Annotated in this window: 10 protein-coding genes; all 10 read left to right on the top strand. The window is 48.8% G+C overall.

Going from position 1 to position 14,919, the window contains the following annotated elements:
* The first annotated feature begins 99 nt into the window (after positions 1 to 99).
* Entirely contained in the window at positions 100 to 1,458 is a 1,359-nt protein-coding gene (tig, locus tag T496_RS0112710; RefSeq protein ID WP_027451088.1) for a trigger factor, read from the top strand.
* Positions 1,459 to 1,565: 107 nt separating this feature from the next.
* Positions 1,566 to 2,228 carry an ATP-dependent Clp endopeptidase proteolytic subunit ClpP gene (clpP, locus tag T496_RS0112705; RefSeq protein WP_027451087.1) on the top strand — a complete coding sequence of 221 codons (663 nt, stop codon included), beginning with the start codon at positions 1,566 to 1,568 and terminating at the stop codon, positions 2,226 to 2,228.
* Entirely contained in the window at positions 2,225 to 3,451 is a 1,227-nt protein-coding gene (clpX, locus tag T496_RS0112700; protein ID WP_027451086.1) for an ATP-dependent Clp protease ATP-binding subunit ClpX, read from the top strand. Before clpP ends, clpX begins: the two co-directional genes overlap by 4 nt.
* Positions 3,448 to 5,634, top strand: coding sequence for a DNA helicase RecQ (gene recQ, locus T496_RS0112695; RefSeq protein ID WP_027451085.1), 2,187 nt, complete (start codon positions 3,448 to 3,450; stop codon positions 5,632 to 5,634). Before clpX ends, recQ begins: the two co-directional genes overlap by 4 nt.
* Positions 5,635 to 5,763: 129 nt before the next feature.
* Positions 5,764 to 7,245, top strand: coding sequence for an IMP dehydrogenase (gene guaB / locus T496_RS0112690; protein ID WP_027451084.1), 1,482 nt, complete (start codon positions 5,764 to 5,766; stop codon positions 7,243 to 7,245).
* Positions 7,246 to 7,254: 9 nt separating this feature from the next.
* Positions 7,255 to 8,682, top strand: a complete 1,428-nt coding sequence (locus tag T496_RS0112685; protein ID WP_027451083.1) for a peptidylprolyl isomerase — start codon at positions 7,255 to 7,257, stop codon at positions 8,680 to 8,682.
* A gap of 29 nt (positions 8,683 to 8,711) precedes the next feature.
* A complete protein-coding gene (locus tag T496_RS0112680) occupies positions 8,712 to 10,055 on the top strand; it encodes a peptidylprolyl isomerase (protein WP_044111329.1) in 1,344 nt (447 codons plus the stop codon).
* Positions 10,056 to 10,081: 26 nt separating this feature from the next.
* On the top strand, positions 10,082 to 11,719 hold the full coding sequence (locus tag T496_RS0112675) for an OstA-like protein (RefSeq protein WP_231478055.1): 1,638 nt from the start codon (positions 10,082 to 10,084) through the stop codon (positions 11,717 to 11,719).
* Between the two features lie 15 nt (positions 11,720 to 11,734).
* A complete protein-coding gene (mutL, locus tag T496_RS0112670; RefSeq protein ID WP_027451080.1) occupies positions 11,735 to 13,558 on the top strand; it encodes a DNA mismatch repair endonuclease MutL in 1,824 nt (607 codons plus the stop codon).
* Positions 13,559 to 13,723: 165 nt separating this feature from the next.
* Entirely contained in the window at positions 13,724 to 14,860 is a 1,137-nt protein-coding gene (locus T496_RS0112665; RefSeq protein ID WP_027451079.1) for an OmpA family protein, read from the top strand.
* Positions 14,861 to 14,919: the final 59 nt, after the last annotated feature.

Raw genomic sequence — 14,919 nt, 5'->3', positions numbered from 1 at the left:
CATTCGTTAAAAAATCGTAAACGTGATAGTTTTACGCCAAATATGAGTAATTTTGCACGCTCAAAACGATAGTATATAATTAATAAGGTATATAAAACAATGAATATTAAGTTTGAAAGTGCCGATAAAATCAATGGTTTGATGACCATCGCCATTGAGAAGGCAGACTACCAGGAGGCAGTAGACAAGAAGTTGAAGGACTACCGTAAGAAGGCTCAGGTGCCTGGTTTCCGTCCTGGTATGGTTCCTATGGGACTGATTAAGAAGCAGTATGGTACAGCCGTGAAGGTTGACGAGGTGAACCGCATCTTGGGCGAGAAGCTCTATGAGTACATCCGTGAGAATAAGATTCAGATGCTGGGTGAGCCCCTCCCCAACGAGGAGAAGCAGCAGCCCCAGGATCTCGAGGGCGACGGACCTTTCGAGTTTGTTTTTGATATCGCAGTAGCTCCCGAGTTTAAAGTAGCTCTGAACGGTAAGGATAAGATTGATTTCTACACCATCAAGGTTGACGATAAGCTGATCGACGATCAGATTCAGATGTATGCATCACAGGCTGGTGAGTTTGTTGAGGCTCAGGAGTGGAGCGGCAACGACACACTGAAGGGTGACCTGCGCCAGCTGGACGCTGAGGGCAACACACTCGAGGGTGGTATCACCACCGAAGGTGGCATGATTATGCCCAGCTACATCAAGGGTGAGGACGAGAAGAAGAAGTTCGAGGGTTGCAAACCCGGTGATATCATCGTCTTCAATCCTAAGAAGGCTTATCCCGACAACGATGCCGAGGTTGCAGCTCTGCTGAAGACCGACAAGGAGGCTATCAAGGACATGGATGCTGACTTCAGCTTCCAGGTGACCGAGATTCGTCACTTCCAGCCCGCTGCTGTTGACGCTAAGCTCTTCGAGCGCGTATTCGGTGAGGGTGTGAAGGACGAGGCTGACTTCCGTCAGCGCATCGCCGACAGCCTGAAGGGTCAGTTGGTGGCTAACAGCGACTACAAGTTCCTGCTCGACGTACGCAAGCACGCTGAGAAGAAGGTAGGCGACCTGCAGTTCCCCGAGGAGATTCTGAAGCGCGTGATGCTGAACAACAACAAGGACAAGGGCGCAGAGTTCGTAGAGAAGAACTTCAAGGCTTCTATCGACGAGCTGAAGTGGCACCTCATCAAGGAGCAGCTGGTAAGCGCAGCCGGTATCAAGGTTGAGGACGACGACCTGAAGAACGTAGCTAAGGACGCTATCCGTGCTCAGTTCGCTCAGTATGGTATGACCAATGTTCCTGAGGACGTGCTGGAGAACTATGCTGCCGAGCAGCTGAAGAAGCGCGAGAACATCGAGAACTTCGTTGACCGTGCCGTTGACGTGAAGCTGACAGCAGCTCTGAAGGACTCAGTGAAGCTGAACGAGAAGGAGGTAACACTTGACGAGTTCAACAAAATGATGCAGGAAGCATAAGAAAAGAATATTATAATTCTTTAACCAAAAAATAAAGTCGGGATGTATCACATCTCGACTTTTTTTCGTAATTTTGTATCAAGAAAGCACAAAAGATAAGAAAAACTATGAATGATTTTAGAAAATATGCAACCCAGCATTTGGGATTGAACGGACAGGTATTAGATGATGTTGTGAAGGCACAAGCCCAGTATTTGAATCCTTATATTTTGGAAGAGCGTCAGTTGAACGTGACGCAGATGGACGTCTTCTCGCGTCTGATGATGGACCGCATCATCTTCCTCGGCACACAGATTGACGACTATACAGCGAATACCCTGCAGGCACAGCTGCTCTATCTGGACTCAGTAGATCCAGGTAAGGATATCTCTATCTATATCAACTCGCCTGGCGGCAGTGTGTATGCAGGTCTTGGCATCTACGACACAATGCAGTTTATCTCAAGTGATGTGGCTACCATCTGTACTGGTATGGCTGCTTCGATGGCTGCTGTGCTGCTGGTGGCTGGTCAGGAAGGCAAGCGCTCGGCGCTGACCCACAGCCGTGTGATGATCCACCAGCCTCTGGGAGGCGTGCAGGGTCAGGCTTCCGATATCGAGATTGAGGCCCGCGAGATTCAGAAACTGAAGAAGGAACTCTATACCATCATTGCAGACCATTCGCACACTGACTATGACAAGGTGTGGAAAGACTCTGACCGCAACTACTGGATGACGGCAGAGGAAGCTAAGGAGTATGGTATGATTGATCAGGTATTGGTGAAGAAATGAAGAAGAAACAGTGTGATTTCTGTGGCCGTTCAGACAAGGAGGCCAGATTGCTGATATCTGGTATAGGAGGCGTTAATATCTGCGAGCACTGTGTGGAACAGGCCTACCAGATTATTCAGGAGGCAGGCATCATAGGTGGCGCATACGGTAAGAAAAGCGAATATACCCCCAAGGGATCTGTGCCAAAACCTGTAGAGATCAAGGCCTACCTGGACCAGTATATCATTGGTCAGGACGAGGCGAAGCGTTTCCTCTCGGTAGCGGTATATAACCATTATAAGCGTTTGCAGCAGCCCAAGGCTGATGATGACGGCGTAGAGATTGAGAAGTCGAACATCATCATGGTGGGCTCTACGGGTACTGGTAAGACACTGATGGCCCGTACGATTGCCCGTCTGCTGGATGTGCCCTTTACGATTGTGGATGCTACGGTGCTGACTGAAGCCGGTTATGTGGGCGAGGATGTAGAGAGCATCTTGAGCCGACTGCTGCAGGTGGCCAACTATGACGTGAGTGCGGCCGAGCGCGGTATCGTGTTTATCGACGAGATCGACAAGATTGCCCGCAAGAGCGACAATCCCAGCATCACACGCGACGTGAGCGGTGAGGGCGTACAGCAAGGATTGCTGAAGCTGCTGGAGGGTACGATGGTCAACGTGCCACCAAAGGGTGGACGCAAACATCCTGATCAGGACTATATCCACGTGGATACACGCAATATCCTGTTTATCTGCGGTGGCGCCTTCGACGGCATTGAGCGAAAGATTGCGCAGCGCATGAACACACACACCGTGGGATATAACTCGGTGCAGAATGTGAGGAAAATTGATAAGGACGACTTGATGCGCTATGTGCAGCCACAGGATTTGAAATCCTTCGGTCTGATACCAGAGATTATCGGCCGTCTGCCAGTGCTCACCTATCTGAACCCACTGGACCGCGATGCGCTGAGAAAAATCCTGGTAGAACCAAAGAACTCTATCGTCAAACAGTATATTAAACTGTTTAAGATGGATGATATCGAGTTGACTTTTGACGAGGAGGCTCTGGACTTTATCGTGGATAAAGCCGTAGAATTCAAACTGGGTGCCCGTGGCCTGCGTTCTATCGTAGAAGGCGTGATGACGGATGCTATGTTTGAAGTGCCCTCGACAGATGTTAAGAAATTTAATGTGACACGCGAATACGTGGAACAGCAACTTGCCAAATCGCATAGCCTTTGATAAAAGATATGAATAATCTGACAGATGCCTTAAAACGATATTTCGGCTTCGACACGTTCAAGGGTGATCAGGAAGCAATCATTCAGAACTTGTTGAGTGGACGCGATACGTTTGTGTTGATGCCTACAGGCGGAGGAAAATCCTTATGCTATCAGTTGCCGTCGTTGTTGATGGACGGCGTGGCCATTGTAATCTCGCCCCTGATAGCACTGATGAAGAACCAGGTGGATTTTATCTCGCACCTGAGTGAACATGAGGGAACCGCCCATTTTTTGAATTCTTCATTGAATAAGGCCGCTGTTGATCAGGTAAAGAACGATATCCGTGCCGGACGGACTAAGTTGCTCTATGTGGCCCCCGAGTCGCTGACAAAGGAAGACAATGTCGAGTTTCTGAAGACTTGCAAGATTTCGTTTTATGCAGTCGACGAGGCTCACTGTATTTCAGAGTGGGGACACGACTTCCGTCCTGAGTACCGACGCATACGGCCTATCGTCAACGAGATAGGCAAGGCACCAATCATTGCTCTGACGGCTACTGCCACAGACAAGGTGCGTACGGACATCAAGAAAAACCTGGGCATCATGGATGCCGATGAGTTTAAAAGCTCGTTTAACCGACCAAACCTTTACTATGAAGTAAGGCCTAAAACCAAGGATATCGATAAGGATATCGTGCGTTTTATCAAGCAACATCCCGGAAAGAGTGGCATCATCTACTGCCTGTCGCGTAAGAAGGTGGAGGACCTGGCTGAAGTGCTGCGTGCCAATGATATCAAGGCGCAGTGCTATCACGCGGGTCTCGACTCAGCCACGCGCTCGCAGACGCAGGACGACTTCCTGATGGAGAAGATAGATGTCATCGTGGCCACCATCGCCTTTGGAATGGGCATTGACAAGCCCGACGTGCGTTTCGTGATCCACTACGACATACCGAAATCGCTCGAGGGCTATTACCAAGAGACCGGTCGTGCCGGACGCGACGGCGGTGAGGGTATCTGTCTGGCTTTCTATAGCTATAAGGACCTGCAGAAGCTGGATAAGTTTATGGAGGGAAAGCCTGTGGCCGAGCAGGACATTGGCCGACAGCTGTTGCAAGAGACGGCTGCCTATGCCGAGACATCGGTGTGTCGCAGAAAGATGTTGCTTCACTATTTCGGCGAACAGTATGACAAGGACAACTGTCACAACTGTGATAACTGTCTGCACCCAGGCACCAAGATTGAAGCACAGAAGCAGCTCTGTATCGTGCTTGAGGCCGTGATAGCTGTCAAGGAAAACTTCCGTGCCGACTATGTCATCGACTTCATTCGCGGTCGCGGCACCGACGAGATCGTGGCCCATAAGCATCACGAGCTGGAGGCATTTGGCGCTGGCGAGGAGTTCGACTCGAAGATATGGAACCCCGTGATACGTCAGGCTTTGATTGCTGGCTATCTGAAGAAAGAGGTGGAGAACTATGGCCTCTTGAAGGTGACGGCTGCCGGCAAGAAGTTCCTGAAGAATCCTTCTCGCTTTATGGTGGTGGAGGATCATGAGTTCAACGAGGACGAGGAACTGATGAATGCTGAGGGTAATACCAGTGCGCTGGATCCCACGCTGAGCGCCATGCTGCACGATCTGCGCAAGGAGTGGTCGCGCAAGCTGGAGCGTCCGCCATATGTGATCTTCCAGGATGTGTCTTTGGAACAGATGGCTACCGACTATCCTGTGACGCTCGATGAACTGAAGAACATTCAGGGCGTGGGCGATGGAAAGACCCGACAGCCCTATGCCAAGGCTTTCGTGGATCTGATCAAGCGCTATTGTGAAGAGAACGAGATAGAACGACAGTCGGACCTGCGCGTCAGGACGAAACCGAAGGATTCGATGAAGAAGCTCAAGATTCTTCAGAATATCGACCGTCGTATTGCACTGGATGATATTGCGAATGCACTGGGTATTGAGTTTGACGAGTTGCTGGATGAACTCGAGGGCATCGTGCTGTATAGTGGCAACAAGGTGAACATCGACTATTTCCTCAACGACATCATGGATCCAGATGATATCAACGATATCTACGACTATTTCGCAGAACAGGAGAAAGACGATATCGAGGCCGCTTTCGACGAGTTTGGCAGCGATTTCTCCGAGGACGAGATTCGTCTGGTGCGTATCAAGTTCATTTCGGATATGGCCAACTAAGCGTGGCTTGCCCATGAGTGGAATGCGCGTTAAATCGTATTAATAAATAAGAGAAAATGCGTGAAAGATGTCTGCTAAGTGAGGAAAAATGAGTATCTTTGCACGCAATAAATTCAAAAGTACCATATTATGTCATCATTTATTGCAGATAAGATTGTGATGGACGGTCTCACTTTTGACGACGTCCTGTTGATTCCCGCTTATTCAGAAGTACTGCCTAAAACGGTAGAGTTGCAAACACGTTTCTCACGTAACATCGTGTTGAATGTGCCCTTTGTTACTGCAGCTATGGATACCGTTACGGAAAGTCAGATGGCTATCGCTATCGCACGTGAGGGAGGTATCGGTGTGATCCACAAGAACATGTCGATCGAAAACCAAGCACGCGAGGTGGCTATCGTTAAGCGCGCAGAGAATGGTATGATCTATGATCCTGTCACCATTCGTCGTGGTTCAACCGTTGCTCAGGCGCTTGCCATCATGTCGGAATATCGCATTGGTGGTATCCCTGTAGTAGATGAAGATAACCATCTGGTAGGTATCGTCACCAACCGTGACCTGCGCTTCGAGCGTCGTCTGGATCGTCCCGTAGATGATGTGATGTCTAAGGAGAACCTGGTGACCACTCATCAGCAGACCGACCTGGCTGCTGCTGCACAGATTCTGCAGGAGAACAAGATCGAGAAACTGCCCGTTGTGGATAAGGATAACCACTTGGTAGGCCTTATCACTTATAAGGATATCACAAAGGCTAAGGATAAACCCATGGCTTGTAAAGACGAGAAGGGTCGTCTGCGCGTGGCTGCCGGTGTGGGTGTGACAGTTGATACGCTGGACCGTATGCAGGCACTTGTAAATGCCGGCGCCGATGCCATTGTGATCGACACCGCTCATGGTCACTCAAAGGGCGTTGTGGAGAAGCTTCGTGAGGCAAAGAATGCATTTAAGAATATTGATATCGTGGTAGGTAACATCGCTACTGGCGCTGCTGCAAAGATGCTGGTTGACAATGGTGCAGACGCTGTGAAGGTGGGCATCGGTCCTGGTAGTATCTGTACAACACGTGTGGTAGCAGGTGTCGGCGTGCCTCAGTTGAGCGCTGTTTACGATGTATATAGCGCCCTGAAGGGTACTGGTGTGCCCTTGATCGCTGACGGTGGTCTCCGCTACTCTGGTGATATCGTGAAAGCACTGGCCGCTGGTGGTTCAAGTGTGATGATCGGTTCGCTGGTAGCAGGTACCGAGGAGAGCCCTGGTGATACCATTATCTACAACGGACGTAAGTTCAAGAGCTATCGTGGCATGGGTTCGCTGGAGGCTATGGAGCACGGTTCAAAGGACCGCTACTTCCAGGCTGACACCAAGGACGTGAAGAAGCTGGTGCCCGAGGGTATCGCTGGTCGTGTGCCTTACAAAGGAACTGTTCAGGAGGTGATCTATCAGCTGACTGGCGGTCTGCGTTCTGGCATGGGTTACTGCGGTGCTGCTGACATCGACCATCTGCACGATGCTAAGTTCACCCGCATCACCAATGCCGGCGTGATGGAGAGTCATCCTCATGATATCACAATCACGAGTGAGGCTCCCAACTATTCAAGACCTAATGATTAAAAAACTCATATGAAACTAAAAATGCTTTTGGCAGCATGCTTTATGAGCGCTGCTGCACTTGCTCAGACAACCGACGACCCCGTTGTGATGACTATCAATGGTGAGCCTGTGTTGCGTTCGGAGTTTGAGTACTCTTTTAATAAAAACAACTCAGAAGGTGTCATCGACAAGAAGACGGTAGAGGAATATGTGGATCTGTTTGTGAACTACAAACTGCAGATTGCTGCCGCTCTTGATGCAAAGATTGACACGCTGAAGTCTTATAAAGATGAGTTCCGTCAGTACCGTGACCAGCAGATCAGACCTCTGCTGGTGACGGATGCTGATATGGAACGTGAAGCACACAAGATTTATGATGATGCAGCCAAGCGCGTCGGACCTGACGGTCTGATTCGTACTGCTCATATCTTGATTCGTGCTAACCAACAGGCCCCTCAGGCTGAATGGGATGCTGCCAAGGTGCGTATAGACTCTATCTATAAGGCCTTGAAGGCTGGTGCCGACTTTGAAGAACTGGCTAAGAAGGTGTCGCAGGATCCTGGTTCTGCTCGTCAGGGCGGCTTGCTGCCTTTCGTTCAGCGCGGACAGCTGGTGAAGGAGTATGAGGATGCGGCCTTTGCACTGCAGCCTGGTGAGATGTCGGGCATCGTAACATCGCCCTTCGGCTATCACATCATCCTGATGAAGGAACGCAAGCAATTTGAACCTTTCGAGTATCATCGCAACAGCATCCTGCGCTTCATGGAACAGCGTAATATGCGCGATAATATTGCCAGCCAGAAGATTGACTCACTGGTAGCTGCCAATCCAAAGGGCTTGACGAAAGAGGAGATGATGGATCAGAAATCCGACGAGTTTGCTGCGAAGGATATGGAACTGAAATATCTGATTCGCGAATATCACGACGGTCTTCTGCTCTATGAGATCAAGAACATGAATGTGTGGGATAAGGGTGCTAAGGACGAAGAGGGTCTGGCACGCTATTTTAAGAAACATAAGAAGAACTACGCATGGGATGAGCCTCGCTACAAGGGTATGGCTTATCACGTGAAGGATGTGGCCGATATCAAGGCTGTTAAGGACTGCGTGAAAAAGCTCGACTTCGATAAGTGGGCCGATAAGTTGCGCACCACGTTCAATGCTGATTCAGTGATCCGCATCCGTGTGGAAAAAGGTATCTTTAAGAAGGGTGATAACGCCTTGGTAGATAGTCTGGTGTTCAAGAAGGATACCACGGTGGCCAAGGTGAAGGACTATCCTTATGATGCTGTATATGGAAAGATTCTGAAGAAGGGTCCTGAGACCTATCAGGACGTGCGCGGACAGGTGGTTTCTGACTATCAGGAACAGCTGGAGAAAGAGTGGATTGCTCAGCTGCGTCGCAAATATACGTTCAAGGTGAACGAGGAAGTTCTGAAGACCGTAAACAAACACTAATGAAACTGAAACGTCTTTTTTTGTCACTGATGGCCGTAACCCCTATGGCTATGATGGCCTCGACACTCGGTAACGACTCGATCGGTACCGTGGTTGACGAGGTTGTGTGGGTTGTTGGCGATGAGGCCATCCTGAAGAGTGATATCGAGGTGACCCGCATGCAGGCTGCCATGGAAGGTGTGCGCTGGAAGGGAGATCCTGATTGTGCTATTCCTGAACAGATTGCTGTCCAGAAGTTGTTTCTTCACCAGGCTGCAATAGACAGTATCGAGGTGACGGAGGCTGAAGTGGCTTCAGCCATTGAGCAGCGCATCGAATACATGATTCAGCAGATTGGCTCTCGCGAGAAGCTTGAGGAGTATAAGAAGCTGAGTATCTCGCAGATCCGTCAGTCTATGCACGACGACCTTCGTGACCAAATGATGATTCAGCGCATGAAGGAGCATCTGGTGAAAGAGATAGCAGTGACACCTGCAGAGGTGCGACGCTATTTCAAAGACCTGCCTTCTGATAGTCTTCCCTATGTACCTACCGAGGTTGAGGTGCAGATTATCACACAGACACCACGTATCTCTGCAGAGGAGATCAACCGCGTGAAGGATGAGCTTCGTGAATATACCGACCGTGTGAATAAGGGTGAGACCTCTTTCCAAACACTGGCCAGACTGTATTCAGAGGACCCCGGTTCACGTAGAAATGGTGGTGAACTGGACTACACCGGTCGTGGTATGCTCGACCCAGCCTTTGCTGCCGTGGCTTTCAATCTGACAGACCCAAAGAAGGTTTCTAAGATTGTGGAGTCGGAATTCGGTTTTCATATCATCCAATTGGTAGATAAGCGCGGCGAGAAAATCAAAGTGCGCCATATCTTGCGTAAGCCTATCGTCTCTGACTCGGCTATTGTGCAGGCTACCAACCGTTTGGATTCTATTGCAAAGGATATTCGTGCAGGGCTCTTCACCTTTGAAGAGGGTGCTAGCGTGATTTCCGATGATAAAGATACTCGCAACAATAAGGGTCTGATGGCCAACCGCTCGGAGCGCGGACAGACGTCAAAGTTCCAGTTGCAGGATCTGCCTTCAGAGGTGGCTAAGGTCGTTGACACCTTGAAGGTGGGACAGATATCGAAACCCTTTGTGATGATCAATAACAATGGTAAGACGGTTTGTGCCATTGCCAAGTTGAAGAGCAGAACGGAGGGTCACAAGGCTATCATCACTGAGGACTTCCAGGTGATGAAGGACGTGGTGACGGAGAAGCGCCGCGAGAAGAAGCTCCATGACTGGGTGGTCAAGAAGATTAAGGATACGTATGTCCATGTGGGCGATAGGTATCGTGACTGTCAGTTCGAATATCAAGGTTGGATTAAATGAGTGTTAAGACCATAATACAACATTTTATGCACAGAAGTATCATCATGATGCTTCTGTGTGTGCTCTGCATGCCCCTGGTGTTTGCGGCGTCTATGACTGGTGCTGTGAAACCCAAGACCAAGAAGAAAGCGGAGAAAAGGGTCTATCTGGTTCATGCCGACGAACTGCGCTACGACCGTTGGCAGAACAATGATGCTCAGGTGTTGCGCGGCCATGTGGAATTTGAACATGATGGCGCAAAACTCTATTGTGATAGTGCCAACTTCTTTGAGGGTAACAATTCGTTTGAGGCGTGGGGACATGTGAAAATGTTGCAAGGCGACACTCTGTCGTTGGTTAGTGACTTCGGTTACTATAATGGTGATGACCAGATGCTGGAAGCACTTGATAATGTGGTGCTGAAGCATCGCGGAACAACGCTTTATACGGATTCGCTCTATTTTGACAGAATCTGGAATCAGGGTTATTTCCAGAATGGCGGTCAACTGGTGGATAAAGAAACTACGCTGACAAGTGACTGGGGAGAATATCATACGGACACGAAAATGGCGGTGTTCTATTATCATGTCGTTATGGATGATAAGCGTTTTCACCTGACCACCGACTCGCTGTATTACAACACGCGTTCGAAACAAGCGCAAATCGTTGGACCATCCAACATCGTGTCGGGCGATAGTAAGATTTACTCGGAGTTGGGTTTTTATAACACCGATACAGAAGTGGCTGAATTGTTGGACCGCTCGGTGTTGAGAAACGAGGGTCGTGAGCTGACGGCCGATAGTCTGTGGCATAATGGAAAGACGGGCGTTAACGAGGGATTTGGCCATGTGGTCTATACAGACTCGGTGAACAAGAATCGCCTGCTCTGTAACTATGGTCATTATGAGGATAGCATCGGCTATGCCTTGTGTACGGATAGTGCCGTGGTGATAGACTTCTCGCAGCGCGATTCACTGTATATGCATGCCGACACCTTCAAGGTGTTCACATATAATATTAATACTGACTCGGTCTATCGCGTGATACACGCGTATAATAAGGTACGCGCATTTCGTGTTGACGTACAGGCTGTCTGCGATTCGCTGGTATATGAGTCGAAAGACTCTTGCATGACGCTTTATCATGATCCTATTGTCTGGAATCAGAACCAGCAGTTGTTGGGCGAACGTATTCAGGTCTTCATGAAAGACTCTGTGCTGGATCATGCCAATGTGTTGGGACAGGCGCTTTCCATCGAGAAGTTGCCCGAGGATAGGCTCTACAACCAGATATCCTCGAAGGATATGTTTGCTTTCTTTGAGAAAGGAGACATTCGTGAGGGTAGGGCTGTGGATAACGTGGAGGTGGTCTATTACCCCGTTGAGGAGTCGGACAGTTCGTATGTAGGACTTGTGAGTATGCAAACCAGCGAACTGAAGATGTTCATGGAGAAGCGCAAGTTACAGAAGATATGGGCGCCCAAGGCCGATGGTACCATGTACCCGATGTCGCAGATACCACCTAAGAAGCGTTTTCTTGAACGCTTTGCATGGTTCGATTATGTGCGCCCGTTGTCGAAGGATGATATTTTCAATTGGCGTCCTAAGAAGGCTGGCACCGAACTGAAAATACAGAAACGTAAGGAATCGAACCGTAAGGGGACTTCCAGAGCATTTAATGAATAGGAGAGAAAATATACTATGAGTGATGTTATTCAACTGTTGCCTGACTCCGTCGCTAACCAGATTGCTGCTGGCGAGGTGATTCAGCGTCCTGCTTCGGTCATTAAGGAACTGGTAGAGAATGCTGTCGATGCCGGTGCTAAGAATATCCGTGTGCTGGTGGTTGATGCAGGCAGAACATCCATACAGGTCATCGATGACGGATGTGGTATGTCGGAGACGGATGCCCGTTTGGCCTTCGAACGTCATGCTACTTCAAAGATCCGTCAGGCTGATGATCTCTTTGCACTTCACACCATGGGCTTTCGTGGTGAGGCACTGCCTTCTATTGCTGCAGTCTCACAGGTGGAACTGACCACACGTATGGAGGGAGAGGATATTGGCACCCGTCTGACCTTGAATGCTTCACGTGTAGTTGGACATGAGCCAGTGGCTTGTCCGGTGGGCTGCAACTTCAAGGTGGAGAACTTGTTCTTCAACGTGCCAGCTCGCAGAAAGTTTCTGAAGACTAATGCTACCGAACTTAATAACATCCTCACTGCTTTTGAACGCATCGTGCTGGTCTATCCTGACATCAACTTTGTGATGTATAGCAATGGTCAGGAGATTATGAACCTGAAGGCTGGCTCTCTGCGCCAGCGTATCACGGATGTCTTTGGCAAGAAACTGAATCATGATCTACTGCCAGTGTCTGTAGAGACGGCTTTGTGTAATATCACAGGTTTTGTGGGTAAGCCCGAGTCTGCTAAGAAAAAGGGAGGTAACGACTATTTCTTTGTGAATGGCCGCTTCATGAAGCATGCCTATTTCCATAAAGCCATCATCACTGCTTTCGAACGCCTGATTCCTGTTGGTATGCAGGTGCCTTACTTTATCTATTTTGAAGTAAGTCCTGCCGATATTGACGTGAATATCCATCCCACGAAGACTGAGATTAAGTTTGAAAACGAGCAGAGCATCTGGCAGATACTCGTAGCTGCTGTCAAGGACTCGATCGGTAAGTTCTGCGAGGTGCCTTCCATCGATTTTGATACCGAAGGTCGCCCGGAGATTCCTGTGTTCGACGCCCAGCGTGATGCTATCCAGATGCCCAAGGTCTCGTATAACTCTTCCTACAATCCGTTTAGTAGTACACCAGAGAAACCATCGGTGACCCCTGATTGGGAGAAACTGTATCAGGAAGCTATTTCGAAACCAATGCCCGAAGAGACAGACTTGTTTGTTGATAGCAAAGAGCCATTCTACTCGGAAGAGAGTAATGCTTTGCTGGTGGAAGAGAAGTCACCGGCTCACTATCAGTACAAGGGGCGTTACATCATGACTGCTGTGAAGTCGGGTTTGATGATTATTGATCAGCAGCGAGCAGATATACGCATTCGCTACGAGCGCTATATGGAGCAGTTGAAGAATCAGTCGGGCAAGAGCCAGCGCATCTTATTCCCAGAGGCTGTGGAATTCTCGCCTTCAAATGCCGTGGTTCTGCAAACCATGATTCCAGAGTTGGCATCTATGGGCTTTGAGATTAGCGATCTCGGTGGTGGCAGTTTTGCCATCAACGGTGTTCCTGCCGAACTCGATGATGTGGATCCTGTCAACCTGTTTCGTAGTGTTGTGTCTGACGCAATTGAACATGGCGTAAGTTCTACCGAACAGATGCATGCTTCGTTGGCCCTCAGCATGGCTCGCCATTCAGCAGTGTCGCAAGGTCAGGTGCTCTCGAACGACGAGATGGAGGGCATTGTCAATCAACTATTTGCCTGTAGTAATGTAAATTACACGCCCGATGGCCGCGCCATCCTTTGCATTTTGCCGCAACATGATATAGAACAAATGTTAGGGTAAAATGTTAAAATATTAGCGAAAAGGCTCGCATTTGCATCTTTTTTAAAGGAAATTAACATGTAAAATGCATTTTGTTATGCTTTTTTGTTGGAAGTTCTAATTATTTTATCTACTTTTGCAGCGAGTTTTGAATTAAATAATTATCGTTTCTAAAATAAAAATTGTATGAAAAAGATTTTAATGGTACTGGCCTTCGCCAGTGTTTCTGTAGCTGGTATGGCACAGGACGAGCCTACACAGAAGTTCAGTGTAGCAACCAATTCATTCTGGAGCAACTGGTTTGTACAGGCTAACCTCGTTGGAACATCTTTCTATAACGATGGTGAGTCTTATCGTGGTCTGCTGAAGGACTACCGCACAAACCTCGGCGCTTCTGTTGCTATTGGTAAGTGGTTCACTCCTGGTCTCGGTCTTCGTACCAAGGTGAATGGTATTTGGGGTCGCACCGTAATCTCTGAGGATGCTGAAACCAATGCAAATAAGTATTGGACTGCTAACGAGCAGGTTCTGTTCAACCTGAGCAACATGTTCTGCGGTTACAATCCCGATCGTATCTGGAACTTCATTCCTTACTTCGGTGGTAGCGTTTCTCGCAACATGAGCTACGATCAGTATGCTATGGGTCTGAACTTCGGTATCCTGAATACTTTCAAGGTAAGCAGAAAGTTGGCAGTCAACCTCGACCTCGCATTTGGTGGTCATGAGACTGACTTCGACGGTGCTCACTTCACACGTGATGGAAAGCGCTGGAACCTCGAGCAGAAGGACCGTACCGTTAGCGTTGAGGTTGGTTTGACCTACAACCTGGGTAAGGGTACATTTGATAAGGTTCCCGATGTTGACGCTATCAAGGCTCTCATGCAGAGCGAGATCGATGGTCTGAACGATCAGCTCCGTGCTGCTGGCGAGGAGAACGACCGTCTGAACAACATCATCAAGAACCACAAGTGCCCCGAGGCAAAGACTGTTACTGTTAAGGAGGTTGCTGTTGCTCCCGTATCAGTATTCTTCAACATCGGTAAGTCTAAGGTTGCTTCTAAGAAGGACCTCGTAAACGTTAAGAACCTCGCTGAGGCTGCTAAGGCTAACGACAAGACTATCGTCGTAACTGGTTACGCTGATGCTAAGACTGGTAGCGCTGCTTTCAACCAGAAGCTTTCTGAGAAGCGTGCTAACACCGTTAAGGCTGAGCTGGTTAAGATGGGTGTTGACGCATCTAAGATCGAAGTTGTTGCTAAGGGTGGTGTTAAGATCCTGAAGCCCGCTTCTTACGATCGTCGTGCTACTGTTGAGATTAAGTAATCTAATCGTAACATAGTATTCCTGAATCCCGTGTGGTTTTCCGCACGGGATTCTTTTTT

The organism is Xylanibacter brevis P6B11, assembly GCF_000621825.1.
In the GTDB taxonomy this organism is placed as follows: Bacteria; Bacteroidota; Bacteroidia; order Bacteroidales; family Bacteroidaceae; genus Prevotella; species Prevotella brevis.
This window is presented reverse-complemented; position numbering and strand designations above follow the sequence as displayed.

Bases quoted from the DNA above. Each gene is read 5' to 3' on its own strand.
- tig (WP_027451088.1), top strand. From the start codon at position 100: ATGAATATTAAGTTTGAAAGTGCCGATAAAATCAATGGTTTGATGACC.
- clpP (WP_027451087.1), top strand. From the start codon at position 1,566: ATGAATGATTTTAGAAAATATGCAACCCAGCATTTGGGATTGAACGGA.
- clpX (WP_027451086.1), top strand. From the start codon at position 2,225: ATGAAGAAGAAACAGTGTGATTTCTGTGGCCGTTCAGACAAGGAGGCC.
- guaB (WP_027451084.1), top strand. From the start codon at position 5,764: ATGTCATCATTTATTGCAGATAAGATTGTGATGGACGGTCTCACTTTT.
- T496_RS0112685 (WP_027451083.1), top strand. From the start codon at position 7,255: ATGAAACTAAAAATGCTTTTGGCAGCATGCTTTATGAGCGCTGCTGCA.
- T496_RS0112680 (WP_044111329.1), top strand. From the start codon at position 8,712: ATGGCCGTAACCCCTATGGCTATGATGGCCTCGACACTCGGTAACGAC.
- T496_RS0112675 (WP_231478055.1), top strand. From the start codon at position 10,082: ATGCACAGAAGTATCATCATGATGCTTCTGTGTGTGCTCTGCATGCCC.
- mutL (WP_027451080.1), top strand. From the start codon at position 11,735: ATGAGTGATGTTATTCAACTGTTGCCTGACTCCGTCGCTAACCAGATT.
- T496_RS0112665 (WP_027451079.1), top strand. From the start codon at position 13,724: ATGAAAAAGATTTTAATGGTACTGGCCTTCGCCAGTGTTTCTGTAGCT.